This is a genomic window from Streptomyces hundungensis, from assembly GCF_003627815.1.
Classification (GTDB): Bacteria; Actinomycetota; Actinomycetes; order Streptomycetales; family Streptomycetaceae; genus Streptomyces; species Streptomyces hundungensis_A.
On sequence record NZ_CP032698.1, the window covers coordinates 1331233 to 1356659 of the forward strand.

Annotated in this window: 16 protein-coding genes; 4 read left to right on the top strand and 12 right to left on the bottom strand. The window is 72.3% G+C overall.

The genetic code is table 11. The features are described from left to right. Positions 1-14: 14 nt before the first annotated feature. From DWB77_RS05990 to DWB77_RS06030, 9 genes are read right to left on the bottom strand one after another with little or no spacing between them, the layout of a single operon-like run. On the bottom strand, positions 15-707 hold the full coding sequence (locus DWB77_RS05990) for a thioesterase II family protein (protein WP_120720245.1): 693 nt from the start codon (positions 705-707) through the stop codon (positions 15-17). Next, entirely contained in the window at positions 704-2035 is a 1332-nt protein-coding gene (locus DWB77_RS05995; RefSeq protein WP_120720246.1) for a condensation domain-containing protein, read from the bottom strand. Before DWB77_RS05995 ends, DWB77_RS05990 begins: the two co-directional genes overlap by 4 nt. Beyond that, positions 2032-2880 carry an SDR family oxidoreductase gene (locus DWB77_RS06000; RefSeq protein ID WP_120720247.1) on the bottom strand — a complete coding sequence of 283 codons (849 nt, stop codon included), beginning with the start codon at positions 2878-2880 and terminating at the stop codon, positions 2032-2034. Before DWB77_RS06000 ends, DWB77_RS05995 begins: the two co-directional genes overlap by 4 nt. Continuing rightward, entirely contained in the window at positions 2877-4244 is a 1368-nt protein-coding gene (locus DWB77_RS06005) for an MFS transporter (RefSeq protein ID WP_120720248.1), read from the bottom strand. Before DWB77_RS06005 ends, DWB77_RS06000 begins: the two co-directional genes overlap by 4 nt. Further along, entirely contained in the window at positions 4241-7363 is a 3123-nt protein-coding gene (locus DWB77_RS06010; protein WP_120720249.1) for a condensation domain-containing protein, read from the bottom strand. Before DWB77_RS06010 ends, DWB77_RS06005 begins: the two co-directional genes overlap by 4 nt. Next, a complete protein-coding gene (locus DWB77_RS06015; protein ID WP_120720250.1) occupies positions 7360-8481 on the bottom strand; it encodes a MupA/Atu3671 family FMN-dependent luciferase-like monooxygenase in 1122 nt (373 codons plus the stop codon). Before DWB77_RS06015 ends, DWB77_RS06010 begins: the two co-directional genes overlap by 4 nt. Beyond that, the gene (locus DWB77_RS06020) at positions 8474-11506 is read right to left on the bottom strand and encodes a type I polyketide synthase (RefSeq protein ID WP_120720251.1); all 3033 of its coding nucleotides are present in this window, start codon (positions 11504-11506) and stop codon (positions 8474-8476) included. The genes DWB77_RS06015 and DWB77_RS06020 overlap by 8 nt, the downstream gene beginning before the upstream one ends. Further along, positions 11503-14784 (bottom strand): non-ribosomal peptide synthetase, encoded by a 3282-nt coding sequence (locus tag DWB77_RS06025; RefSeq protein WP_120720252.1) that lies wholly within the window; start codon positions 14782-14784, stop codon positions 11503-11505. Before DWB77_RS06025 ends, DWB77_RS06020 begins: the two co-directional genes overlap by 4 nt. Further along, positions 14774-15034, bottom strand: a complete 261-nt coding sequence (locus DWB77_RS06030; RefSeq protein WP_120720253.1) for a hypothetical protein — start codon at positions 15032-15034, stop codon at positions 14774-14776. Before DWB77_RS06030 ends, DWB77_RS06025 begins: the two co-directional genes overlap by 11 nt. Before the next feature lie 446 nt (positions 15035-15480). Here DWB77_RS06030 and DWB77_RS06035 point away from each other — a divergent pair, with 446 nt between their 5' ends. Together DWB77_RS06035 and DWB77_RS06040 are read left to right on the top strand one after the other, a co-directional pair. Next, on the top strand, positions 15481-18624 hold the full coding sequence (locus DWB77_RS06035; protein WP_120720254.1) for a non-ribosomal peptide synthetase: 3144 nt from the start codon (positions 15481-15483) through the stop codon (positions 18622-18624). A gap of 121 nt (positions 18625-18745) precedes the next feature. After that, entirely contained in the window at positions 18746-19444 is a 699-nt protein-coding gene (locus DWB77_RS06040; RefSeq protein WP_120720255.1) for a thioesterase II family protein, read from the top strand. A 79-nt stretch (positions 19445-19523) separates the two neighbouring features. On the opposite strand, the gene DWB77_RS06045 is transcribed toward DWB77_RS06040, so the two are convergent. After that, a complete protein-coding gene (locus tag DWB77_RS06045) occupies positions 19524-21119 on the bottom strand; it encodes an amino acid adenylation domain-containing protein (RefSeq protein WP_246033426.1) in 1596 nt (531 codons plus the stop codon). Then, entirely contained in the window at positions 21095-22174 is a 1080-nt protein-coding gene (locus tag DWB77_RS06050) for an NAD-dependent epimerase/dehydratase family protein (RefSeq protein WP_342777922.1), read from the bottom strand. Before DWB77_RS06050 ends, DWB77_RS06045 begins: the two co-directional genes overlap by 25 nt. 584 nt (positions 22175-22758) lie before the next feature. Here DWB77_RS06050 and DWB77_RS06055 point away from each other — a divergent pair. Together DWB77_RS06055 and DWB77_RS06060 are read left to right on the top strand one after the other, a co-directional pair. After that, entirely contained in the window at positions 22759-23577 is an 819-nt protein-coding gene (locus DWB77_RS06055) for a class I SAM-dependent methyltransferase (RefSeq protein WP_120720257.1), read from the top strand. Beyond that, complete coding sequence (locus tag DWB77_RS06060) at positions 23574-25103, top strand: hypothetical protein (protein WP_162952452.1); 1530 nt, start codon at positions 23574-23576, stop codon at positions 25101-25103. The genes DWB77_RS06055 and DWB77_RS06060 overlap by 4 nt, the downstream gene beginning before the upstream one ends. Here DWB77_RS06060 and DWB77_RS06065 read toward each other — a convergent pair. Next, positions 24995-25375: an FKBP-type peptidyl-prolyl cis-trans isomerase gene (locus DWB77_RS06065; RefSeq protein ID WP_120720259.1), complete on the bottom strand. Its 381-nt coding sequence runs from the start codon at positions 25373-25375 to the stop codon at positions 24995-24997. The two genes, DWB77_RS06060 and DWB77_RS06065, sit on opposite strands and share 109 nt — an antisense overlap. Positions 25376-25427 lie beyond the last annotated feature (52 nt).

Below are 25427 nucleotides of genomic sequence, written 5' to 3' on the forward strand. Positions count from 1 at the left end.
CGGAGGGGCCAGGGTCACAGCTGCTCCTCGATGACGCGCCACACGTCCGGCATGTGGTCCAGCAGATAGAGGTGGCCGCCGGGCATCTCCACTTCGGCGAAGTCCTGGGTGGTGAAGGTCTTCCAGTCGGCGACCCCGTCGGAGGTGGCCACGGTGTCCGAGGCGCCGCGCATCGCGGTGAGGGGGATCGGCAGCGGGTCGAGCATCTTGGGCCGGTAGTCGTCGTACTGCTTCAGGAGCAGCGCGTCGGAGCGCAGCGTCGGCAGGAGCAGGGCGCGCAGCTCGGGGTGGTCGAGTGCCTCGAAGCCGCGCACGCTGTCCTGCTTCAGCGTCATGACGGCTTCGTCGTCGTCGTCGCTGAGGGCGGTGTAGCCGCGGTGGCGGGGGCTGCGCGTTCCGCTGACGATCAGCCGCTCGGGCAGCGGCCCACCGGTCTCGTACAGGCGTCGGGCGGTCTCGAAGCCGATCAGGCCGCCGAAGCTGTGGCCGAAGATCGCGAAGGGTTCCCCGTCGGCGGCTTCCGTCACCCGCCGGGTGACATCGGTGATGCACTCGGCGAAGGAGGCGTAGTGCGGCGCGGAGAACTCCTCTTCGCGGCCCGGCAGTTGGATGGGTACGGCGCGAGCCCGTTCTGTGGACAACGCCTTCCAGGGGCGGTAGACCCCGGCGCCCGCTCCGGCGTACGGCAGACACATCACTCGTGTCATCGGAAGTTCTCCTCGGAATTGGTCAGGGATACGGAACGGGGCGGTCCTGGGTCGTTGGGCCGCCCTCCTGCCCCGGTCAAGAGAGTGAGCCGGTCGCGGACGGCGTCCGAAAGCCGCTCCAGACGTGCCGCCCAGATGCCGCCTTCGGGAGCCTGGAGCAGTCCCTCCAGGCGTTGGCCGGGCAGCTCGTTCAGCTGGAACTGGATCTCGGCCTGTACGCCGAGCGGCGTCACGGGCTCACTGCGCATGCGCAGCGGGCCGGCCAGGTGCTCGGGCCGCTGCCAGCTCTCATACGCGAACAGCGCCTGGTACAGCGGCAGTCGGCGCCCGGGGCGGGTGCGTGCCGCACGCAGCACGTCGTCCTGCGGCAGGTCCATGTGGACGAGACCGTCGGTGAACGTCTTCCAGACGCGCTCGCACGCGTCGGGCTCCGCGGGCCGCCGTATCCGTACCGGCAGGGTGGTCAGCAGGCAGCCGATCGCGTCCGCGAGGTCGGGAGTGCGGGTGGAGACCGGGGTGCCGATGCAGAAGTCCTCGGCTCCGCACAGGTCGTACAGGGCCTGGGCGTAGGCGGTGAGCAGCACCGCGAAGGGCGGGCAGGCCAGGCGGCGGGCCGCTTCGCGGGTCGCATCCCCGACGCCGTCGGGGAAGGGGACGGCGTGGAAGCGCGGTGTGGCGCGGGCGAGTTCCCGCTGGGTCGGGCCGTCGTCCGCGCCCGGCAGGTCAGGGGCGCCGTCGAGCGCCTCCTTCCAGTACGCGGTGAATTCGGCGGGGCGGGCCGGTCGCGGCGCCGGTGTTAGTGCGAGCGGAGCGGGTTCGGGTTCTCCCGCCACGACCCGGGCGTACGCGCGGGCCAGGTCGGCGGTGAACACCTCGTGGGACAGCCCGTCGTACACGAGGTGGTGGGTCAGGACGTAGAGCGTCGAGGCGGCTCCGCCGTCCGGGTCCTCGCTGAGACCGAGGACGACGTGGTGGCCGGCGGCCGGGTCGAGGAGGTCGCTCGCGGCCATCTCGCGGGCCGCCGCCGCGAAGTCGGCGCCCGGCGGGAGCATCAGCAGCGGCGGTTCGGCGGGAGCCACGGTGGTGCACCGCAACTGGCCCGCGGCCGGGGTGAAGACCGACCGCAGGGCGGGGTGACGGGCGACCACCCGCGCGGCGGCCGCCACGAGCGTGGTCCGGTCCGTAACCCCTTCCAGACGTACGGTGCTCAGCACCCGCCAGGCGGGCGAGCCGGAGGCGATGCGCTCGGCGAACCAGAACTGACGTTCCGTCGCGGAGGCGGGGCGCCACGCGGGCGGCGCGGCCGGGGAGGTGTCGGTGGGCGTCATCGGACCGAATACCCCGCGTCGACGGTCAGGGTGGTGCCCGTGACGTGCCGTGAGGCGTCGCCGGCGAGCCAGAGCGCGGCCGCGGCCACGTCGTCGGGCTCGATCAGCGCGTTCATCGGGTGGTCGGCGACGAACAACTGCTCGTGCCCGGCCTGGGGGACGTCGAGTGCTCTGGCCACCTCGGAGAGCATGCGGCCGTCCATGGCCCGCTCGTCGCGGATGTTGCCGGGGCACACCGCGTTGACCCGCACGCCGTACGAGGCGTAGTCGAGCGCGGCGGCCTTGGTCAGACCGACCAGGCCGTGCTTGGCCGCGACGTAGCCGGCGAAGTTGCGGTAGCCGACGAGCCCCGCGGTGGAAGCGATGTTGACGATCGCCCCTGAGCGGCGTTCCACCATGGCCGGTGCGAACACCTTGATGGCACGCCAGGCCCCGCCGAGATCGACGTCGATCATGAGCTGCCAGTCCTCTTCGTCCGTCTCGTGCACCGGCCGTCCGGAGGGAGCGACGATGCCGGCGTTGTTGACGAGGACATGGGGCGCCCCGAAGCGGTCGTGGGCCCGCTGGCGCAGGTCGGTGAGGCCTGCCAGGTCGCGGACGTCGACGGCCGCGGTGAGGACGTCCGCGCCATGGCGGCGGCAGGCGTCGGCGGTGTGGGCGAGCTGGCTCTCGGAACCCAACGGGTAGGGGACGCCGGGCACCGGCGCCGTGACGTCGAGGAGGACCAGATCCGCGCCCTGGGCCGCGAAGGCGATGGCGGTGGCCCGCCCGGCACCCCGTGCGGCACCGGTGATCACCGCGGTGCGGCCTTCGAGGACGCCGACCGTCGAGGGGGTCGCGGTCATCGGGTGGCCACCTCCTCGTTCGGTGTGTCGGGGCCCGTGTGCAGCACGGGCTTCTCGTCGGCCTCGGCGGCGCGGGCGGTGCCGCCGTCCACCGGCTCGTCCATCGCGCGCAGGCCGGGCCGACGCCAGCTGACGGCGATCAGGACGAGGTAGACGAGGGCGAAGCAGAGCATCGGCACGCGCAGTCCGGCCAGATCCACCAGCCATCCGGCCGTCAGGACGCCGAGGGGGGCGGAGGTGAGGGCCATGGCGCCCGTGAGACCGAAGACCCTGCCGCGCAGCTCCTCGGGGACGCGTTCGAGCATGACGGTCGAGAGCATCGGGTTGAGCGGGCCGCCGGCCACGCCGACCAGGAAGCAGATCACCGTCACGCCGATGGCGTTGGGCTCGAAGTAGAGCATCAGACGGAGCACGGACACCGCGGCGAAGCAGCCGAACAGGGTGTACCGACGGTTCGACAGGAAGCTGCGGCTGGCGGGCCCGTACAGGAAGGTCCCCGCGATCGCGCCGATGCCGACGGCTCCGAGGAACCATCCCATCGCGGCGCTGTCGTGCAGCACGGTCTCGGCGTAGGTCGGCAGGAAGAGCGGGGTGAAGGCGTCGTCGAGGAAGTTGGTGACCACGACGAAGGCCGTCATCGCGCCGATCACCGGCATGGTCTTCACCAGTGCCATGCCTTCGCGCAACTGCCCGAAGAAACCCGGGCCGTCCGCCGCCGCGGCACCTTGTTCACCGCTTGCGGTCTTGCGGGAAGGGGCGAGGGGCACGGCGAAGGCGACGAGGCCGGCGGCGATGAGGAAGGTCGCGGCGTCGACGTACATGCCGACGACCGAGTCGGTCGCCGCGATCAGCACTCCGGCGAGCGGGGCACCGGCCACCAGGCCGAGGCGGGGGGCCGCCTGGTACCAGGAGTTCGCGCTCTCCAGCCGCGCCCCGGCGCCCTCGATGACGGGCTTGAGCAGCGCCATGCGGGCAGCGGTGGCGGGGGTCGCCACCACCGTCCGGGCGAAGAGCAGCACGAGGAGCAGCGGCAGGGGCAGTCCTGCGGTGGCGGCCAGGAGCGGTACGAGCAGCACCAGGACGCCCGCCGAGAGATCGGACAGCACGCTCAGTCTGCGTCCGCCGAACCGGTCCACCAGGACTCCGCCGGCCGCGCCCGCGAAGATCAACGGCAGGGCGCCGATGAATCCCGCGAGGCCGGTGGTGGCGGTCGATCCGGTGGTCTGAAGGACGTACAGCGGGATCGTGACGATGGTGATGGCGTTGCCGAAGGCCGACAGGTACTGAGCCGTCAGCAGGGCGACGAGCGGGCCCCGGCGCCGGGTGGCCCCGGCCCGGTCCGGAGCGGCCGTGGTGTCGGTCATGCTTGCTCTCCCTGGCGCTCGAGGCGTTCGCGGCTGAGCCTCGCGAAGAGACGTTCCATGGATTCCTCAGTCACTCCCGTCACTCCTGTTGTCTCCCGGACGCTGTCGTCGTGCGGGGAGCCGTGCGGACGCTCGAACAGGGCGCGCAGCTCCGCGGCGGCCGTGTCGGCGGCCTCGCGGACCGCGGTCGCGTCCACGGCCGCGGGGTTGAAGAGCCAGCGCATGACGACGTGGCCGTCCCGCACGCCGACCGACACGTCCACGTCCACTTCGCGTTCCACGTCCGCGTTGCCGGCGGTCGCGGTCTGGGCCGAGGCGATGAAGGGGCCGGCCGAACCGCTGACCGGGTCGGCCAGTTCGCCCAGGTGGTTCACGATCACCCGCGGTCCCTCGTGGCCGGCGAACTCCGCGCGCAGGGCGGGGTCGGCGGCGCAGGCCAGCAGCCCGAAGGTCTTGCCGGAGTCCGGGATGGCGCGCAGCCCCGTGAGCGTGGCGCGCAGGTCGTCGAGGAACGTGCCGCCGGCCAGCGGCACCCGGAAGGGGTGGGCGGCCGAGTAGAAGCCGACGGCCCGGTCCGGGTCCCAGTCGGGCAGCGCGGCCAGCGGATCACGCCCCAGGCCGATCAGCCAGACCGAGGGCTGCTCACTCGGCGCCCAGGGCCGCACCGCGCGGGCGACGGCGGTCAGCGCGGCCGCCTGGAGCGACCCGTTCCCGTCCGCTCCCAGGGGCACCGACACCTCGAACGACTGCTCGTCGGCATAGGTGTTGGGGCCGTCCGAGCGCCAGCGGTAGCGGCCCGCACCGTCCAGTTGCGCCCGCCAGTACGCGGCGTGCGCGGCCGGGTCCAAGGCCCTGATGGCGGCGGCGTGTTCGGCATGTCCGACCTTCTCCGCGGCGAGCGGCTCGCCCCGGTAGGCGGCGGCCAGGTCGTCGATGACGACGGCCCAGGACATGCCGTCGATGACCAGGTGGCTCGCGCTGAGCACGACGCGGTCGGCCTCGCCGGGCAGCCCGGGAAGGTGGCTGACGGCGAACAGGCGGCCACAGCTCCGGTCGAAACTCGCCCGCTGGGCCTTTCGCACCCGCTCCGGTCCGGTGCCGGCGGGCTCGGCGGACCAGTACCAGTCCGTTCCCGGTACGAGCCGGGCGCCGAGGGCGTCGTCGGGCCGCACGGCGGTGGTGAGGGTGGGGTGCGCCCGTACCACTGCCTGGGCCGCGCGGCGCAGACGTTCGGGGTCCAGGGGGCCGTCGGCGGTCAGCAGGTGGCTGTGGGAGAAGTCCTCGACGCGCGTCAGGCCGCGGCTGAGCAGCATCTCCTGCTCCGGCCCGAGCGGCCCGACCGGTGGCACCGGCGTCCGCTCGGCCGGGGCACCCCGGTCGCTGCCGAGGACGGCGGCGAGTCCGGCCGGAGTGGGGTGGGTGAAGACGTCCTTCAGGGTGACGGTGAAACCGTCGCGGCGCAGCCGGTGGGCGAGCCGGACGGCGAGGAGCGAGGTGCCCCCGCTGGTGAAGAACACCGCGTCGGGCTCGACCTGTTCGACGTCGAGAACACTGCGCCAGGCCGCGGTGACACGGTCCAGGGTGTCGGCGCACAGCGGTTCCCCGCCCGTGGCCCTGCTCCCCGTCCCGGCGCCGAGCAGGGCCACGGGCGGTACGGGCAGGGTCGGAGCGGGCCGTCGCAGCGGCTCGTCGGGCCGCTCCGCGAACAGCTGGATGAGTTGCAGCAGACGGTCCGCCATCGCGGCGATCGTGGTGTGCTCGAACAGCGCCGTCCGGTATTCGATGCGCCCGTAGACGATCTCCCCGACGCGCCACCAGGCGGTCGTCAGGTCCATGGTGGAGATGCCTTCGGGTACGGCGTTGGCGTACACCTCGGCGCCCGGGAGTTCCAGGGTCTGCGAGTCGTCGATGTCGAGCTGCACCAGCATGGTCTGCAACAGCGGGTAACGGGTGGCGGACCGGTCCGGGGCGGCGGCCTCCACGATCTCCCCGAAGGGCACTTCGCGGTGGTCGGCGACGGCGGCGGCCGCGGCGGCGGCCGCCGCGAGCACGTCCTTGGGCGTCGGGTTCTCGGGGAGCCGGATCCGCAGCGGGATGCTGGTCAGCAGGAACCCGATCAGGGGCTGCGACTCCGGCTCGTTCCTGGTGGACGTGGGGATGCCGATGACCAGGTCGCGCTGACCGGTGCGCTCGTACAGGAGCGCCGCGTACACGGCGGTCATCGCCGTGGCGGGGGTGGTCCTGGCTTCCCGTGCGTGCCGGAAGAAGGCTTCGGCGACGGCGCCGTTGAGCATGAAGTTGTGGTGCTCGCCGGTGTGGTCGACGGTGTCGGGGCTGTGGTCGTAGGGCAGGGCGAGCCGTTGGGGGACGCCGTCGAGGAAGGTGCGCCAGAACTCCCGGTGGCGGGCGCCGTGCGGTCCGGCGAACCGCTCGCGCTGCCAGTGCGACCAGTCGCCGAACTGCACCGGCATCTCGGGCACGCGCGGCGGCCGGTCTTCGGCCAACGCCCGGTAGTGCTCCAGGAGTTCCTCGTTCAGCCGCACGTACGACCACTGGTCGACGAAGGAGTGCGGCATGGTCTCGACGACCTGGTGGTCGTTCTCGGCCACCTTGGCGACCGCCAGGCGCAGTACCGGGTCGGCGGCCAGGTCGAAGGGACGGCGGACCTGTGCGGCGATGAACTCCTGCCGGCGCCTCTCGACCTCTTCGGCGGACACCTCGGCGGTGTCACCGGCCGTCAGGTCGGTGTACGTGAGATCCGCGCGCCGGTCGGGGTGCACCCGCAGGTAGGGGTGTCCGTCCTGCGCCTCGGCGCCGGAGCGCAGCAGCTCGTGACGGCTCACCAGGTTGTCCGCGGCGCGGCTGAAGAGGGACCGGTCGAAGGCTCCGAGCACGCGCAGCCCGTAGCCGAGGGTGTAGGTGGTGGTCCCCGGGTTGAGCTGATCGAGGATCCACAGCCGCTCCTGGTCCATGCCGAGGGGGAACCGGTCGCGCGGCCCGGGCCTGGGGCGCAGGGCCGGCCCCTTGCGGGCGGCGAGGCGTTCGGCGAGCGCCGCGCGCTGGGCGGGGCTGAGCTTGGCCAGCCGGGCACTCAGCTGCTGGTCGGCCGGCGCGCTCATGCGGACCGCTCCGAGGCCAGGACGCCGAGATCGAACAGGGCGGGAAGCGCCTCCAGTACGTCGGCGGCGGGAAGCCCGAAGTCGATCAGGCAGCCCACTTCGTCGGCGCCTGCCGCGGCCAGTTCGGCCAGGACGCTCCGCGCCTTGGCCGGGCTGCCGAGCAGCGAAGGCCCGGTGAGGAAGTCCAGGTAGGCGTTCTCCAGGAGTACGAGTTCGTCACCGTCCCCCGTCTGCTTGCGGAAGGAGCGCAGGTAGGAGTGCATGGCGGGACGCAGGAACTCCTCGAGGTCCGGGCGGTCGCTGACATACGCGTGCGCCATGACCACGACATCGCCCTCGCCGGGGTGCCCGGCGTCCTGCCAGGCCTGGCGATAGCGGGCGATGTTGTCGCGCAGGGCGGGCAGCGTCTGCCCCAGGAGGGCGGTCGCGACTCCGTATCCGGCCGTGGCCGCGGCGACGAAGGTCTGGGGTGTGCCGGTGGCGGTGAGCCAGACCGGCAGCTCGGCCTGGACGGGCCTTGGCCGGGTGGAGACCTGGGTGATGGTGCCCGCGGTGGACGGATACGGCAGGGTCTCGCCGCGCCACAGGGCGCGGATGTCCTCGATGGTGCGGACGGTGACGTCGCGCCGGTCCGTGTAGTCGGTACGGGCCAGGGCGAAGTCGTCCGGGTGCCAGCCGCTCCCGAAGGAGAGTCCGACACGACCGCCGGACAGGCCGTCCACGACGGCCCAGTCCTCGGCCACCCGGGCCGCGTGGTGCAGCGGCGCGGCCACGCTGCCCGCGCGGATGCCGATGGTGCGGGTCCGGGCGGCCACCGCGGCGGCCAGCACGGCGGGGTTGGGCGAGAAGCCGCCGAAGTCGACGAAGTGCCGCTCGGGGAACCAGACGGCGTGCTGGCCCGCCGCATCGGCGGCGGCTGCTGCTTCCAGGACGAACGCGTAGTAGGCCGAGGCGTCGGCGTGGTCGGCGCTGGCGAAGAAGTAGAGGCTGCGGCGCAGGTGGTCGGGGAGTTCCGCCGGACCCTTCAGCTGTTCGCGGCGCTGGGCCCGCAGGCCCGCGCTGAGCTGGCGTCGCTGTTGCGGGGTCAGCGCGTCGAGGCGCGCGGAGAGGTCACTCATGGGTGTTCTGCCCGTTCTCGTTCTCGATCTCCTCCAACAGCCGCAACAAGGCGTCCTCGTCGCGCTGTGCGACGAGTTCCTCGGTCCGGGCGGTGAACGCGGCGAGCGAGGAGTTCTGGTAGAGGTCTTGGAGTCGGATTTCCACGACGAGCGCGTCGTTGACGACACTGACCAGGTGGGCGGCGTGCAGTGAAGTACCGCCCAGGTCGAAGAAGTTGTCGTCGGGACGGAGCGCGGGCACGCCGAACGCCTCCTGCCACAGGGCGCGGACGGCGTCCGCCGTCGACACCTCCGCGGCGGGTTCCGCATCGGCTGCCGGGTCCTGGTCCTGGTCCACGGTGGTGAGTTCCGCCGCGGGCGCGGCGGCGGCGGTGGCCGGCGCCGCGAACGCGGGGGTGGGGGACGAGGGGGCTTCCACCCAGTGACGATCGTCGGCGAAGGGGTAGGACGGCAGCCGCACGGCGCGTGCGGGCCGCGCGGGCCCCGCGAGGGAGTGGCCCGCGGTCCAGAGCGCCGCCAGAGCGTCGCGCCAGTCGGCCACCTCGTCGTGGCCGTGGTGGCCGGCCGCGTCGACGACGAGGACCTCGCGCTGCGCGGCGAGGGCCGCCCGACGGACCTCGGCGGTGGCCGCGTGGGCGCGGTGCAGGCCGAGGACGGTGTCCGGCCCGGATTCGAGGAGCGTGACGACCGCGTCCGCGAAGCGCACCGGGTTGCTCAACTGGCGTCCCCAGTGGGCCGGATCGACCGCCTGGGACGCGGTGAGCAGCGCACCGGTGAGGCCGGAGACGATGGGGAGGGCGGGCGCCGACAGCTTCAGGGTGGCGACGAACGCCTCGAACTCCTCGGCGGCGCCGGCCATCGCGCGTGAGTGGCCGGCCCGGGTGACCGGCAGCCGCGTGGCGCGGATCCCGGCCTGTTCACAACGCTCCTCGAAGGCGGCCAGAGCCGCTTCGGGGCCGCCGCACACGGTGTTCTGCGGCCCGTTGAGGACGCACACGTCGACCTCCAGGCCGGCCGCGAGCCGTAGGGCGGTGTCCTCCCCGGCGCGCACAGCGGTCATCTTGCCGGGCGCCGCCGCGGCCATGAGTCGCCCGCGTCGCACGACGGCGGCTGCCGCGTCGGCCACGGAGAAGACGCCCGCGTAGGTGGCCGCGGTGAGTTCCCCGAGGCTGTGCCCGAGCAGCAGTCCCGGCTTCAGACCGTGCCGCGCGGCGTGGCGCAGTCCGGCCAGGCCCAGGGTGAAGAGCAGGGGCTGGATGACGGCGGTGTCGAGCAGGCGGGCGTCGTCCGAGGGCCAGCTCCGCGCGTCGCTCAGATCCGGTCCGCCGGCGCGAAGGACCTCGGCGGCCAGCTCGGCCAGATCGTCGGCGAACTCCGCGTCGCTATCGGCGAGTTGGGCCCCCGCGCCGGCGAGATCGACGCCCTGGCCGGGCAGCACGGCGGCGAGCGACGGCGCGGGTTCGGCGCGACGGCCGCCGCCGTTCTCGGCCAGCGTGGTCAGGGCGGTCAGCAGGTGTTCGCGTGCCTGTACGGGGTCTTCGGGCAGCGCGGCCGCCCACCGTTGGGGCAGCGCCCGGCGGTGGTGCCACAGGGTGGCGGTGAGCTCGCCGACCGACGGGTCCGCGGTGCGGTCCGCGAGCCATGCGGCCAGGTCGCGGGCCTTGGCCCGGAGCGCTTCGGGGGTGGCCGCGGACACCACGGCCAGGTGCGGCTGCGCCTGCTCGGCCGGTTGTCCGCCGCTGGGGCGGGGAGCCGCGGAGAGCAGCACATGGCAGTTGGTGCCGCCGAGCCCGAACGAGCTGACGCCGGCGTTACGGGGCCGGTCGGCGGGCCATGGGCGGGCGTGTCGGGGCAGCTCGAAGTCCGCGGCACCGAGGTCCGCGTCCGGGCCGTCGCCCGGTTGTGCCGGGGTGGGGGGCAGCACGCCTGCCTCGAGGGCCAGCACCGCCTTGATCAGGCCGATGACGCCGGCCGCCGTGTCGCAGTGGCCGATGTTCGGCTTCACGGAGCCCAGGGCCAGGCCCGCTCCCGAGGGCCGCTGTCCGTACACCTCGGCGAGGGCGGCGAGTTCGACCTGGTCCCCGAGGACCGTGCCGGTGCCGTGCGTCTCGACGTAGCCGACGTCCGCGGGCTCAAGGCCGGCGGTGGCCAGGGCCTCGCGCAGGACGTCCGCCTGCCCCTGGGGGCTGGGTGCGGTGAAGCTCATCCGGGCGACGCCGTCGTTGTTGACGGCGCTGCCCACCAGGTGCGCACGGGCGCTCTCCCCCGTGCCGGGCAGATCGGCGGCCCGGCGCAGCACCACGATGCCCGCCCCGCTGGAGGGCGCGGTCCCCGCGCTGCCTTCGGTGAAGGCGCGGCAGCGGCCGTCGGGCGAGGTGATGCCGCCTTCGGTGAACTCGTAGGACGGCTCGGCGTCGGGGTGCACGGTGGCTCCGCCGGCGATGGCGATGTCGCATTCGTACGTCAGGAGGCTGCGGATCGCCTGGTGGACGGCGACCAGGGAGGTGGAGCACGCGGTCTGCACGGTCACGGCAGGACCGGTGAGACCGAGCCGGTAGGCCAGGCCGGTGGCGAGGAAGTCGCGCGAGTTGCCGAGCGCCAACTGTTCGGCGCCAAGCGCCCGGACGGTCTTCTCGTCCTTCAGGACGTGGTCGCGGTAGTACGCCTCGGTGCCGCAGCCGACGAACACCGCGACGCGGCCCGGCGTACGCGCGGGGTCGACACCGGCGTCCTCCAGGGCCTGCCACGCCACTTCGGTCAGGACCCGGTGCTGCGGGTCGGTGGCCGCCGCCTGGGCGGGCAGCATGCCGAACAGCTCGGCGTCGAACCGGTCGAACCGGTCGATCTGTCCCGCCCGCAGCGTGCCGCCTGGTGCGGTGGCCGCCGGGAGGGAGACGACGCCGTCGACGATCTTCTCCCAGAAGGACTCGGGGTCCGCGCTGCCGGGTACCCGAAGGGCCATGCCGACGACGGCGACGGCGTCCGTCTCCTGCGGCGCCGTGCCAGGATCCTGGTACTCGCTCATGCTTCCTCCTGGGGGGTGGGTCCGTTTGCGGGCCGGCCCATGACGGCCGCGAGGCGGCGCGGGGTCGGGTTCCGGAAAATGAGCTTGAGCTGGGAGCCCGGGAAGCCGTTGGATCGCTGGAGGGCGTTGAGCCGCACCGCGAGCAGCGAGTTGCCGCCGAGCTCGAAGAAGTTGTCGTCACGCCCCACCGGGACACCGAGCAACTCCTGCCACACGGCCGCCAGTTGGGCCGCGGCGTCGTGCGGCTCCGCGGTGCCGGGGGTCTCCTCCCGCGCATCCGGGCCGGTGCCGGCGGCTCCCGTCGGCGGGGCGGCTTCGCGGCCGCGCGCGGGTTCGGGCAGCCGGGCCGTGTCGAGCTTGCCGTTCACGGTCAGCGGGAGCGCCGCGACCGCGGTGAAGGTCGCGGGGAGCATGTGCGCGGGGAGCCGGCCGGCGAGCCATTGGCGCAGTTCCGCGGGATCGGGCGCGACGCCGGCGGGGACGAGGTAGGCGTCGATCCGTGCGGTGGCCGCGTCATGGGCGTCGCGTACGACCGCTGCCGCGCCGGCGACGGCGGGGTGCGACAGGATCGCCTCGCGGATCTCGCCGAGCTCGATGCGGTGACCGCGGATCTTGACCTGGTCGTCGAGTCGCCCCAGGTGCTCGATCTCACCCCCGGGCAGCATCCGGCCCCGGTCCCCGGACCGGTAGAGGACGCTTTCCGACAGGCCGTCGAAGGGGCCCGTCAGGAAACGGTCGGCGTTCAGTTCCGGCCGGTTGAGGTAGCCGGCGGTGACGCCGCTGCCGGCCACGTGGATTTCGCCGGGCACGCCGGGGGCGACCGGCCGGCCCTGGGCGTCCAGTACGTACAGCCGCCACCCCGGCAGGGGGCGTCCCACGGAACGGGTGCCCGCGAGGGCGTCGGCCCGGGTCAGGGACCGCCATGTGCAGTGCACGGTGGTCTCGGTGATGCCGTACATGTTGACCGGCCGGCAGGTGTGCTCCGGGTAGCGGTCCATCCAGGACAGGAGCATCCGCGCGTCCAGCGGTTCGCCGCCGAATATCAACAGCCGGACCTGGAGCGGGTCCCGCGCGGTGGCGTCCGCGGCAAGGAGCTGGGCGAAGGCGGAGGGGGTCTGGTTGAGCACGGTGACGCCTTCGGCGACGAGCAGGGCGTGGAAGCTCTCCGGGTCGCGGGCCGTCCAGTGCGGTACGACCACCAGATGGCCGCCGGTCAGCAGGCAGCCCCAGATCTCCCAGACGGAGAAGTCGAAGGCGAAGGAGTGGAAGAGGGTCCACACGTCCTGTTCGCCGAGGCCGAACCCGTCGGGACCGGCCGTCGCGGCCAGCAGGGCGGAGACGTTGCGGTGCCGCACCAGGACCCCCTTCGGGGTGCCGGTGGAGCCCGAGGTGTGGATGACGTACGCCACGCGCTCCGGGTCCGGTCCCGGCAACGGGGTGTCGGCGTCGGAGGGAACGGTGCCGGCCGGCAGCAGGGTCAGATGGGCCGGCAACAGCCCCGGCCCGCGGTCGGTCACGACGGTGGAGAGGCCGGTGTCCTCGGTGATGAACGCCAGCCGCTCGCGTGGGTAGTCCGGGTCGAGCGGGACATACGCGGCGCCCGCCTTGAGGACTCCGAGGAGGGCGGTGACCAGGTCGGTGCCGCGTTGCAGACAGACGCCCACCCGCTCTCCGGCCCGGACACCGCGCTCGATGAGGGACTGGGCGAGTGCGGTGGCGCGTTCGTCCAACTCCCGGTAGGTAAGCCTCTGTTGGGCGCAGCTGACGGCGATGTTGCCGGGCAGTCGGGTGGCCTGCTCCGTGAACTGCGAGACGAGGTCGCTCCCGGCCGCGGGGGCCGGGTCGGCGGGGGCGGGTCCGCCCTGGGCACCGCGGTCCGCGGCGGGAAGGACGGCCAGGCGGGCGAGGGGGGTGCTCGGGTTCTCGACCATGTCGGTGACGACGGCCTCCAGTTGGTGGCAGAAGAGGGTGGCGGCCACGGCGTCCACTTCGGCCGCCCGGTGGCGCAGCAGTCCCCGCTGCTCGCCCGGCAGGTCCTGCCGCAGATAGAGGGCGAGGGGGAACTGGGCCGGCCCGAAGCCGGGGTCGGGCAGCGGATGTGCCGTGAGCTCAGGCGTGACGATGTCCGGCAGGGTCCGGCAGGGTACGACCACCAGGGAGAGGCCGGCCCGGTCGGCGGGGGGCAGGACGGACGACAACGGCAGGTCGGCGTCCCGGTACGCGGCCATGGCCCGGCGGTGCGTCTGCTTCAGGTAGTCGGCGGCCGACCCGGTGCCGCCGGTGTCCAGGGGTACCGGCACGGTGGCGCTGAAGTATCCGATGGCGGCCCCGTGCCGTGGAGTACGGCGGGAGACGGAGGTTCCGATCACGGGCCGCTCGGTGGAGCTGTTGCGACTCAGGACCAGTCCGGCGGCGGCGATCACCAGGGAGTGCCGGGTGATGCCGAGCGTGGTCGCCAGGTCGCCCGCGGCGTCCCACACCGCGTCGGGGATCCGCAGCGGCACCGCGTCGGAGGTCCCTGCGGCGACGGGGTCGGCCGCGGGGGTACGGCCCCACTCCAAGGAGGCGGAGACTCTGGGGGCGAGCTCCTGGGCGAGGGCGGCAGCACGCTCGCGGCGCTCGGGCAGAAGCTGCTGTTGCGCTTTCGACCAGGTGGCGAAGGACTCGGCCGGAGGGGCCGGTGTGTCGGAGAGCAGCCCCTGTGCGAGCAGGGCCATGGACGCCTCGTCCACCACGAGGTGATGGGCCGTCAGGCACAGGTGCGCGGTGGTGGAGGTGTGCCGCACGAGTACGACGCGTAACAGCGGGCCGTGGTCGAGGTCGAACGGGCGCAGGGCCTCGCGGCGCAGACGTGCCCGGGCGAGCGGCCCGTCCGGATCGACCGGGGCGTCGGTGACGAAGAGCCGGGGTGGGCGATGGCCCGGTGCCAGGACGAGCCGGCCATCGAGATCCGACACCCGTGCGCCCAAAAGGGGTTGGGCGGCCAGCAGCGCGGCGAATCGGGTACGAAGGACCGCCTCGTCGAGGGCGCCCTCGACGCGCAGGAAGAGTGAGGCGTTGTAGGTCGCCGGGTCTTCGGCGCTGCGGTCGGCCGCGTACAGGTCCGTCTGGCCGGGCGTGAGGGGCACTGCCTCCAGGTCCGTCCGGCCGGGCGTGAGGGGCGCTGCCTCCAGGTCCGTCCGGCCGGGCGTGAGGGGCACCGCCTCCGCGATCGGCCGGCCTTCCTCCGTGGCCGGCCGATCGCGGCTCTCCACCGTCACCGGGGCGTCACCGGTCACGGTCGGCGGCGAGCACGATCCGCGCGAGCGTGGCCGAGTCGGGCGCGTCCAGGATCTCGAGGTAGTCGATTTCGCGGCCGGTGCTCGCGAATACGCGATCTGCGAGCAGCACCGCCATGAGGGAGTCGCCGCCGTTGGCTATGAACCCGGACTCCACATCGGCGTCGCCGCCGAGTATTTCCTTCCAGAGAGCGTCGATTCCGCTCGCTGTTTTGCGCTCCTCAGCGCCTTCCGTGACATTCTCGGACACTTCTTCAACCGACACAGAAACTCACTCACTGATAGTTGCGAAGATTTCTGCGGTCTACCGAACCGCACCACGAAGATGATCATCTTCATCATGATCTTCTTCGTGTGTCAACAGTATTTAGAGGGTTCCGACGCCATGAGTTAGGCGCAAAAGTCCGAAATTCCGTGGGGATGCGACCAGACGTCAGAAGCACAGTGTGATCCGAGTCACTCCGCAAGTCCGATATTCCCGCAGCGCACCGCTGCGGGCCCCTATGAGGCCCTTCGAATGCTAATAAGGTCCACCATTTGAGACGCTCCGATATCCCCCCAGAACGGGACGCGGAACTACACACCACCTTGACGCTCGACTTCGGACCCGCCTACCATCCGGCGACTTCAGATAATCGCCGCACAACACCCGGGTCATTACAAGCGCGGGTTAAGGTCGACCGAAAAGGACGCTGAATGCAGAGAATCGCGACCCCCGGCCAGCTCCGTTTCTTCGTACTCGACATGCAGCAGCCACGACCCGCCATCGTGCATCGCCTGACCGTCTCCGGCACGGTGAACGCCGAGCGTCTGCTCACCGCCGTGCGCGCGGTACTCCACGCCCAGCCGGCCCTGCGCGTCTCCCTGCACATGGAGCCTGAAGGCCTGGTCCAGCGTGTTCACCCGCCGTCCGCGGTTCCCCTCACCGTGCACGCCCTTCCGGAGGGCGAGGAAGCGGCACACGACGCCTTGACGCGTCATCTGGACACGCTCGGCACGCCCTTCGACCACGACGGGGCGCCGTTGTGCCGCATCGCCGTCCTGCACCGGGCCGACCGGGCGCACCTGCTCTTCGCCGTGCATCACGGCATCTTCGACGACGGTTCCGCCACGGCTCTGCTGTCCTCGCTGACGACGGCGCACGGCCTCGGGTCGGAGGAGCTCGCCGCGGCCGAGCTGCCCCAGGGCGCGCCGTCCCCCCAACGTCTCGACGCCCTGCACCATTTCTGGACGACCACGCTCAAGGACGCCCCCGAGGACTGCACCCTCCCGCAGCTCGTACCGGGCGCGGACCGCGACCGTGCCGAGGTCACCACGGAGCTGTCCCCCGACCTCGTGGACCGGATGCGCCGGCACGCGACCGAGACCGGGGCGAGTCCGTTCACCCAGGTGATGAGTGCGCTGGCCTGGGTCGCGGGCTGGTACGGCGGCACCGATGACGTGGTGATCGCCACGGTCAGCGGGGCCGAGCGCGACACGCAGGGCGTCGCCGTCGTGGGCTGTCTACAGAACACCATTCCCATCCGTGTCCCGTTGGCCGGCGCCACCACCACGGACCTGCTCGACCGCACCTTGGACGCGCTCTTCGACGCGGTCGAGCACGCGGAGTTGCCCCTGGAGGACATCCTGGCCGCGACGGGCGCGCCCCGGCACCCGGCCCGCAAGCCCTTCACCCAGCTGATGTGCACCCAAGGAGAGCTCTACACCGAGACGGTGGACTCGACGGGGACGCTCTGGCGCATGGACCCGCCCCACTCCGACCAGGTCGAGTACGACCTGAGCGTGACCCTGCTGCACTCGCCCGCCGGCGGCGAGCACCTGGTGGTCGCCCACCCGCGCGACGCCCTCGACTCCCGTACCGCGGACCGGTTCCTGCACCACCTCGTCGCGGCCCTGGAAGCCCTGACCGGGACCGGTTCGCCCCTGCTGACCGAGCACCCCCTCCTCACCCCGGCCGAGCGGACCGAGCTCACGGCGCTGACCGGCCCTGCCCTCACCCCCACGCCCGCACCGGTGCACCGTCTCGTCCAGGAGCAGGCGGCGCGCACCCCGCGGGCCCCCTCCGTGCGCGCCGACGGCCAGGAGCTGGACTACACCGAGCTGACCACCCACGCCCGCGGACTGGCCGCCGCCCTGATGGAGACGGGGGTGCGCCCCGGCGACCGCGTCGGCATCCACCTCGACCGCTCGCCGGACCTGGTGGTGGCGATCCTGGCGGTGTGGTGGGCCGGCGCGGCGTACGTACCCCTGGACCCCGACCATCCCGCCGAGCGACTGCGCTACGTCCTCCAGGATGCGGAGCCCACCGCGTTGATCGCCACCACTCCCCTGCTGCCGGACCTGCCGACGCTCGCGCCCGGCTCCAGCGCTCCGGAACCGGAGTCCTGGCCAGAGGTGGCCGCCGACGCCCCCGCCTACGTCATGTACACCTCCGGCTCCACCGGCCGGCCCAAGGGCGCCGTCGTTCGCCACGACAACCTGGGTGCCCTGTTCGCCGCGTTCGACATGGAGTTCGTCGGCGGGCCGAGCGTGGTTCTGGCGGGCACCAGTTGCTCCTTCGACATCAGTCTCATCGAACTGGTCTGGCCCCTGACGTGCGGTCGGACGCTGCACCTGACGAGCCACCGCACGGTCGTCGACGACGTTCCCGACCCCGGGGGCGCCTTCTACCAGTGCACTCCGTCGGCGGCCCGGCTGCACACCGCCTCCCCCCAGGGCCGGGCGTTCCTCTCCCGGCTCGGCGCCCTGCTGGTCGGTGGCGAACCGCTGGCCGCCGACCTAGCAGCCGATCTGGCCGAGCTGGTCCCCGGTCCCGTCCTGAACGGATACGGGCCGACCGAGGCGACCGTGTACACCACGCTGTGGAGGGTCTCCTCCGGCGCCCCGGTCCACATCGGCCTGCCCCTGCCGGGTGTGCGCTGCCACGTGGTGGACCCCCACGGCCGCGACCTGCCGCCGGGCTGCCCCGGCGATCTGCTCATCTCCGGGACCGGGGTGGGCGACGGATACTGGCGGCGGCCGGACCTGACGGCCGAGCGCTTCCCGCCGCTGCCCGGGTCCGGCGGCATCACCTGCTATCTCAGCGGCGACGTGGTGTCCTTCACCCCCGGCTCGGGCCTGAAGTACCTTCACCGGGCCGACCAGCAGGTCAAGGTGCTCGGGCAGCGCATCGAAATCGGGGAGATCGAGACCACGCTGCGCAAGCAGCCGGCGATCCGCGACGCGGCCGTCGCCCCGCTGCCGGACGGCACCGGCGTGGTCGCCTTCCTCGTACGCGAGGACGATCCCGGTGCGGCTCCCGATCCCCACCCCCTGGCGAGCGCGGCGGCGGCCGAACTGCGCGCCGCCACGGCCCACTGGCTGACCGGCGCCATGCTGCCCACCGCCTGGCACTCCGTGTCCGACCTGCCGCGCTCCCCCAACGGCAAGCTCGACCGGCAGGTCCTCGCGCGTTGGGTCGCGGAAAGCACCGCGGCGGCCGAGGCAGCCGCGCCCGTGCTGTCCGGAACGGCCGCCGGAGCCATCCGCGAGGTCTGGGAGCAGGTCCTGGGCGGCCCGGTCACCGACGCGCGCGCCACCTTCTTCGAGCTGGGCGGCACGTCCTCCGGAATCCTACGGGTCCTGGCCCTGTTGCGGTCCCGCCATCCGGCCCTGCACGCCGCCGACCTCTTCCGGCACACCACGCTGCGCGGCCTGGCCGGCTTCCTGGAAGAACTGGAGGCGCCCGGACACCGGGCCGGCCCGGCACAACGCCCGGCCCCTGAGGGACAACCGGGTACCGAGCGTGGCGCCCGGCGCGCCCAGGCGCTGGCTCGCTGGGCAGACCGGAGAGGCCGATGACGGCTCTTCGCACCGCCCCCGGATCCGGCGGGCCGTCCACCGGGGGCCGGTCACCGATCCGACGGGACCCGGCCCCAGCGCCGGTGTCCCTCCCTTCTCCCGCGCTCTTGTGGAGTCAACGATGACGCTCTCCGTGATGTGCCTGCCCTACGCCGGAGGCGGGGCCGGGGTCTTCCGGCCCTGGCAGCACCAGCCCGATCTGCCCTTCCGCGTCGTTCCGATCCAACTGCCGGGCCGGGACGAATGGTTCGTGGAGGAACCGTGCACGACCATGGCGGACGCCGCTCGCGTCTGCGCCGATCAGATCCGTGACGCGGCCGGGACGGGCCCCTACGCCGTCTTCGGGCACAGCTTCGGCGCGCTGCTCGCCTATGAGACGGTCCGGCTGCTCGCGGCCGACGGGGCACCGCCGCCGGTACACGTCGTGGTCAGCGGCGCGGCAGCACCCGACGTCGCCCGCCCGCGGATGGACGGCGCCCTCCTCGACGACGACGCCTTCGTCGCCAGGCTGCGCGATCTCGTGGGGTACGACCACGAGGCGTGGCACGAGCCGGAGTTGCGGGAGTTGCTCCTGCCCGCGCTCCGTGCCGATCTGGAGATCCAGGACGGCTACGTCCACGTGCCGGGGGCTTCGCTGACGATGCCGGTGAGCGTCCTGCGAGGAACCGACGACGCGCTGGTGCGGTACGAGGACGCCGCCCGCTGGGGGCAGTACACCTCCCATGACGCCACGGTGCTCGATGTGCCGGGCGGCCACATGTACTTCACCGAGAACTGGCCGCTGCTCTGGAAGACGCTGGACACACTGCTGGGCGCCTAGCTCCGCCGCGTACCGCGAACGAAAGGCCGGTGGGCCCCTCCCTTCGAGGAGCCCACCGGCCTTTCGACGTCCGGCGGGGTCAGCCCCCGGCCGCCGTGAGCTGTTCCGTCAGGACCCGGCGGTCCAGCTTGCCGTTGTGGTTCATGGGCAACTCGGCGAGGTGTGTGAACTTCTGCGGCACCATGTAGCGGGGCAGCCGTTCGGAGAGCGCCTCACGCAGCCGCGCCGCCGACCTGGGCGGGCCGGTGTACGCGGCCTCGAGCCGCATCCGCCCGTCCTCACCGCGCACGGCCACGACGGCGGCCTGGCCGATGCCGTCCTGCTCCCGCAGTACGGCTTCGGTCTCGCCGATCTCCACGCGCTGGCCCATGATCTTGACCTGTTGGTCGATCCGCCCCAGGTGCACCAGGACTCCGCCGTCGAGCACCTGCACCAGGTCGCCGGTGCGGTACCAGTCCTTCTCTCCCGGGACGTGGCGTCCGGCTGCCGGCTCGGCCGGGCGCCCCGCATCGTCCAGGAAGCGCCCCCGGTTGTCGTTCTCGTCGAGGTATCCGGCGAACCGCTGCACTCCGCGCACGCACAGTTCGCCCTCGTCGGCCGGCCTGCCCTCGGCGTCCACGACGCGGTGGTCGAGATGGGGGTAGACCGGGCCGATGGGAAGGGTGCCGTTGGCCGTGCGCGGCCACTCCTCCACCCGTTCGGGCAGTCTGTACTGCGTGCAGACGATGGTCACCTCGGTCGGCCCGTACAGGTTCTCCAGCGTGCTCTGCGGCGCGGCGGCCCGCCATGCCGTGGCCTGCTGCACCGTCAACTGCTCACCGCCGAACAGGCTCCAGCGCAGGGACGGCATCGAATCGGGGGCCAGGTTTCCGGTCAGATGGGCCATCGTGATCACGGACGGCACGGAGAACCAGTGCGTGATCTCCTCGCGGCCCACGAACGCGGCCGGCTTGGCCAGTTCCCGTCTGGGCGGGACGACGAGAGCGGCCCCCGACCCCCAGGCGCCGAACAATTCGAAGACGGAAGGGTCGAAGGCCAGGCCGATGTTCTGGGCCATCCGGCAGCCCGGCCCCAGCTCGTAACGCTCGATGACGTAGCGCAGAAAGGCGTCGATGTTGCGATGCGTCACCGGAACGCCCTTCGGCGCGCCGGTGGATCCGGAGGTGAACAGCAGGTATGCGAAGTCCTCGGGGAGCACCGCGGCTCGGGGTGGGAGATCCGCCGCCACACCTTCGCGCAAACGGGCCAGGAGGTCCTCGGAGAGACACAGGACGGTGACGTCCGGCCCCTCCGGTTCGGGCAGCCGGTCGGCCAGATAGAGGTCGAGGCCCGCGGCCCGGGTGATGGATGCGATCCGCGCCGCCGGAAAGGCCGCATTGAGCGGTACGACGGTGGCGCCCAGGCGCAGCACGGCAAGATAGCCCGCGTATGTCAACAGGCCCGGCGTCGTCGTCAGCCCCACCCGGCGCGGGACGCTGCCGCCGCACGCCGTGAGGATCTCCGCGGCCAGAGCATCGGCCAGCGCGGCCAGTTCCCGGTACGTCAGGCAGTCGGCGTCTGTCTCCAGGGCCACCCGGTCGCCGTGGTCACGCACCGAGTCGGCGAACCATGTGTACAGGTCGCGCGGGGAATCGGCGCCCTCTGCCGTCATCAGCCGCTCGCCTTCGCCCGCCATGCGCGCAGCACCTCGCGCTCCTTGTCCGGGTCGACCCCGATCACCGCGTCGCCCTGGCGGTAGGGGGCGTCGGCCGGGCCGCGCTCGCGCAACCACTCCCAGGTGTCGGCGACGGTCTGGGAGAGCGGACGGCAGCGCAGTCCGGCGGCGACGGCCTTCGCGGGAGAGGCCGCCCAGGCCCCGGCCATGGCGGGCTGTTCCAGCGCCCAGAAAGGAAGCTCGACCCAGGGGCCCAGGCCCTGCTCCACCAGGAAGTCCTCGGGAGCCCAGACGGTGGTCGCCCCCGCGCCCGTCACCCGTGCGCACTCTTCGAGCAGTTCGCCGAGGGTCGTCGTGTCCTTCGGACCGGTCACCAGGTATCGCCCGGCGGCTCCCGTCTGGAGCAGGTCGAGGCCGAACTCCGCGATGTCCCTGGCGTCGATGAGCTGAATCGTCTGCTCCGCCCGGCCGGGCGCGAGGACCTCGCCGCCGCGGGCCATGCGCTCCAGCCACCAGAGCAGACGCCCCGGCGTCTCGCGGGGCCCGACGATGAGACCGGGGTTGAGGATGCACACCTCGCCGTCGAAGTACTCCTCGACCGCCCGCTCGCACCCCGCCTTCAGCGCGTTGCCGGGCACGTCCTCGACGGCGGCGTCCGGCGGGCAGGGAAGGCGTTCCGAGCTCTCGTCCACCGGACCCGCGGGCCAAGGATCGTAGACGTGGAAGGACGAGACGAACAGATAGGTGCCGGCCCTGCCGCTCAGCGCGCGAGCCGACCGTCCCACCGTGCGCGGGTGGAATCCGCTGGTGTCGATGACCGCGTCCCAGGGCCCCGCGGCGGCAAGTGCCTCCAGATCGGCGGCATTCTCCCGATCGCCATGGATGCTCTTCGTTCCCGCCATGTCAGGACCGGACTTTCCCCGGTTGAAAACCGTGACGGAATGTCCGCGTTCGACTGCCTCGTGGACGAAAGCCCGCCCCAGAAATACCGAGCCACCAATGATGAGGATGTTCATCGAGCCATGATCACGTAACTCTTCCCGCTTGACAAGAAACAAGATGCAGTCACCAAACATCACCGGCTATAGCGGTATATCCCGTATATCTCCAGCGAAAATCTCGCAGAGTGCGGAACAAGCGCTGGAAGGTGGGTCCACTCGGGTCGAACGCGTCCTTGCCGGGACAGAGGCCGCGTCGATGCCCTGACGCCGTTGGCGCGCCGGGCCGGCCCCGCAGACATATGCACGTCGACATCGTAGAAGGCATGGCTTGATTTCGACCACCCCTCTTCTTCGGAAATCCCCGCCCCGCCGGGCATGGGCGACCCCTTCGCTTCATTGAGGAGCCGCCCGAGCGGATGGCCGAAAAAGTCCGCGCCGTTCGATCGGGACGGAACGGGTCGCACGCGCGGGACGCACGCCCGGGACGGACCGCTCGGGTCGGACTGGGCGGACGGGTTGGCCGCGTCGGCCGTGCCGCGAAGGCCCGGAACGCCTCGGCACCCCTGGCCGGCCGGGCAGGAGGATGTCTGCCCGTGCAACAGGGCCGCGGCGCCCCTCCGTTGTGATCTCCCTCATGCTGCGCACCCGCCTCCTCGGCGGTAACTTGCTCCGGACGATCATTTCAACAAAATGTCAATGTTCTCTCGGGGAGGCGACTCATGGAAGCGCGCGATGCCGGCACACCCGGGCATCTGACCCGCTCGGAGCAGACGGAGCTGGTGCGGCGGGAGTTCGCGCGCCAGGCGGGCACCTTCGAGGACGCCCGCGTCAACGGCGCGTTCACCATGCACCTTCAGCGCCTCGTCGACTTCATCGGCGCCGGCCCGGAGGCGGTATGCCTGGACTCCGCCTGCGGCACCGGCATCGTCGCCCGCGCTCTGGCACCCCGGGTCGGTCATGTCACGGCGCTGGACACCACTCCGGAAATGCTCGCCGAGGGGAAGGCCCAGGCCGACCGTGAAGGCGTGTCCAACCTGGTGTTCCAGCAAGGAGATGCGGCAGGACTCCCGTTCCTCGACGCGTCCTTCGACATCGTCATCTCGCGGTTCTCGCTGCACCACGTCGCCTCCCCCGAGCTCGTCGCCGCCGAGCTCGTGCGGGTCTGCCGACCCGGAGGCCGCGTGGTCGTGGCCGACATGGTCGCCCGGCCGGACCTGCCCGGAGACCCCGACCGGCTTGAACGGTTGCGCGACCCCTCGCACGGCACCCTGCTCACCATCGAGCACATCACCGGCCTGCTGACCGCGGCCGGCGTCGATGCCGCGACCGGCTGGAGCGACGTGTTCGATGTGCGACGCCCCCTGCGACCGTGGCTGGAGCAGGCCCTGACTCCGGCGAAGGAGTGCGACGCCATCGAGCGGGAGCTCCGCGAGGAGCTCGACGGCGGACCCGCCACCGGACTGCGGCCCCAACTGGCGGACGGGCGGCTCTGGTTCACCCAGACCTGGGCGCACCTCTCCATGGGCGTCCCCGCATGACCGCTCCCCGCACCGGGACGGCCCCCGAGGCCACCCATGGCCGGGCCGCCGGACATGTTCCGCAGCACCCTGCCGGTCCGGAACGCCTTTACGACGGCATGGCCGGAGCCGACGGCGACTGGCGGCCGCTGCGGCCCCTGTTCCTGTCCGCCGACCGCTTCCGCGAACTCGGCGACCTCACCCTGCGGGCGAGCCGCCTCGTCCTCGACGCCTGCCGTCGCCGGGCCACCACCGCCGGCGGGCTGCGCCGCGCTCTGGGCGTGCCCGACGGCCGCTGGCCGCTGCTCGCCGACGACGAAGTCCTGGGGGAACACCTCCTTGCGGCGATCAGGCCCGACATCCTCATTGAGCGCGGCGTCCCCAGGTTCGTCGAGCTGAACATCGACAGCGCGCTCGGCGGGGCCTCGCACGCCGCGGTCCTCGGCGAACGGTTCATCGCCCACTACGGCGGCGGACACCTGCTGCCGCCCTCGGCCGTCGAGACCAGGTCCGCCGCCCTGCGCGACAGCCTCGGCCTCGATGACGGCGCGCGGGTCGTCCTGCCGGCCTTCTCCGCCGGGACCGTCCCGGGCCTGGAAGACCTCGCCGCGTTCACCGCCTGGATGCGGCCCGTGTGCGAGAGCGCCGGGCGGCACGGCCTTGACACGGTCACCCATCCCCTGCACCTACTGGCGAACGACGCGCAGCAACGGCTGCTCGTCGATGGACGGCCGGTGGACGCCGTACTGCGGATCTTCGTCAGCCACAGCCAGCCGCCGAGCCCCGGTCTCGACGCCCTGGCACAGAGCCTTCGGGCGGGCACGGTCCGCATGTTCACCTCGGAAGCGGCCATGCTGCTCACGCACAAGCTGACGCTGGCCTGGTTGTGGCAGGACAGGGAACAACTGCCCTTCGCCGACCGCGAGTTCATCGAGCGCCACATCCCCTGGACGGGCGACGCCACCGAGCAGCAGTCGCCCGCGCGGGCCCGTCGAGCGGAACTCGTCCTCAAGCCGGCCGACGGCTACGGCGGCACATCCCTGGGATCCCGCCACGGAGTCCCCCCTGGAGGTGGTGGCGAAGGTGTCCCCCACTCCCCTGCTTCTGGTCCATGGCGGGAAGGACCCCTACTACCCCCTCTCCACGGCGGTCCGCCTCAGGACGGCGGCCGGGGGCCGCACTGCCCTGTGGACCGAACCGGCCATGGGTCATGCGGAGTCGGCCACCCGCCCGGAACTGGCCGAGCGCATCGCCGTCTGGCTCAGCCACACCGCGACGCGTCCCGCCCCGGAAGACTACGAACAGCCCGCCCTCCCGACATCCCCGCAGCTCAGCGTGCCCGCCAGCGCGGCTTCAGACGTATCGCCGATGACGAGGCTGGGCGTCCGCGTGCAGGTTTTCCGGCCAGGCCCCGGTCTGAAGTTCCGTCGGCTGACGACTACTTCACCGCGAGCAGGTCCACGACGAAGATCAGGGTTTCGCCCGGGCGGATCGCCGGTCCCGCCCCGCGGTCGCCGTACCCCAGGTGCGCGGGAATGGTCAGTTGACGGCGTCCCCCGACCTTCATGCCCTTCACGCCCATGTCCCAGCCCTTGATGACCTGACCAGCCAGCAAGTCGAACTCGAATGCCTCGCCCCGGTTCCAGCTGGCGTCGAATTCCTGCCCGGTGGAGCGCGCCACCCCGACATAGTGGACGGAGACTCGGCTCCCCTTGACCGCCTCGTCTCCTTCGCCCACCCACAGGTCCCTGATCTCCAGGAACTGCGGCGCCCCGCCACGGGGAACCTCCACCACAGGCCGTTCCAGGTCGCTGCTCATGGCCCACACTCCCATTCACCATCGGGCCCAGGAGATCCGGGACCACGTCTCG

Bases quoted from the DNA above. Each gene is read 5' to 3' on its own strand.
- DWB77_RS06055 (WP_120720257.1), top strand. From the start codon at position 22,759: ATGGAAGCGCGCGATGCCGGCACACCCGGGCATCTGACCCGCTCGGAG.
- DWB77_RS06005 (WP_120720248.1), bottom strand. From the start codon at position 4,244: ATGACCGACACCACGGCCGCTCCGGACCGGGCCGGGGCCACCCGGCGC.
- DWB77_RS06015 (WP_120720250.1), bottom strand. From the start codon at position 8,481: ATGAGTGACCTCTCCGCGCGCCTCGACGCGCTGACCCCGCAACAGCGA.
- DWB77_RS06040 (WP_120720255.1), top strand. From the start codon at position 18,746: ATGACGCTCTCCGTGATGTGCCTGCCCTACGCCGGAGGCGGGGCCGGG.
- DWB77_RS06010 (WP_120720249.1), bottom strand. From the start codon at position 7,363: ATGAGCGCGCCGGCCGACCAGCAGCTGAGTGCCCGGCTGGCCAAGCTC.
- DWB77_RS06060 (WP_162952452.1), top strand. From the start codon at position 23,574: ATGACCGCTCCCCGCACCGGGACGGCCCCCGAGGCCACCCATGGCCGG.
- DWB77_RS06045 (WP_246033426.1), bottom strand. From the start codon at position 21,119: ATGGCGGGCGAAGGCGAGCGGCTGATGACGGCAGAGGGCGCCGATTCC.
- DWB77_RS06065 (WP_120720259.1), bottom strand. From the start codon at position 25,375: ATGAGCAGCGACCTGGAACGGCCTGTGGTGGAGGTTCCCCGTGGCGGG.
- DWB77_RS06035 (WP_120720254.1), top strand. From the start codon at position 15,481: ATGCAGAGAATCGCGACCCCCGGCCAGCTCCGTTTCTTCGTACTCGAC.
- DWB77_RS06020 (WP_120720251.1), bottom strand. From the start codon at position 11,506: ATGAGCGAGTACCAGGATCCTGGCACGGCGCCGCAGGAGACGGACGCC.
- DWB77_RS06050 (WP_342777922.1), bottom strand. From the start codon at position 22,174: ATGTTTGGTGACTGCATCTTGTTTCTTGTCAAGCGGGAAGAGTTACGT.
- DWB77_RS05995 (WP_120720246.1), bottom strand. From the start codon at position 2,035: ATGACGCCCACCGACACCTCCCCGGCCGCGCCGCCCGCGTGGCGCCCC.
- DWB77_RS06000 (WP_120720247.1), bottom strand. From the start codon at position 2,880: ATGACCGCGACCCCCTCGACGGTCGGCGTCCTCGAAGGCCGCACCGCG.
- DWB77_RS05990 (WP_120720245.1), bottom strand. From the start codon at position 707: ATGACACGAGTGATGTGTCTGCCGTACGCCGGAGCGGGCGCCGGGGTC.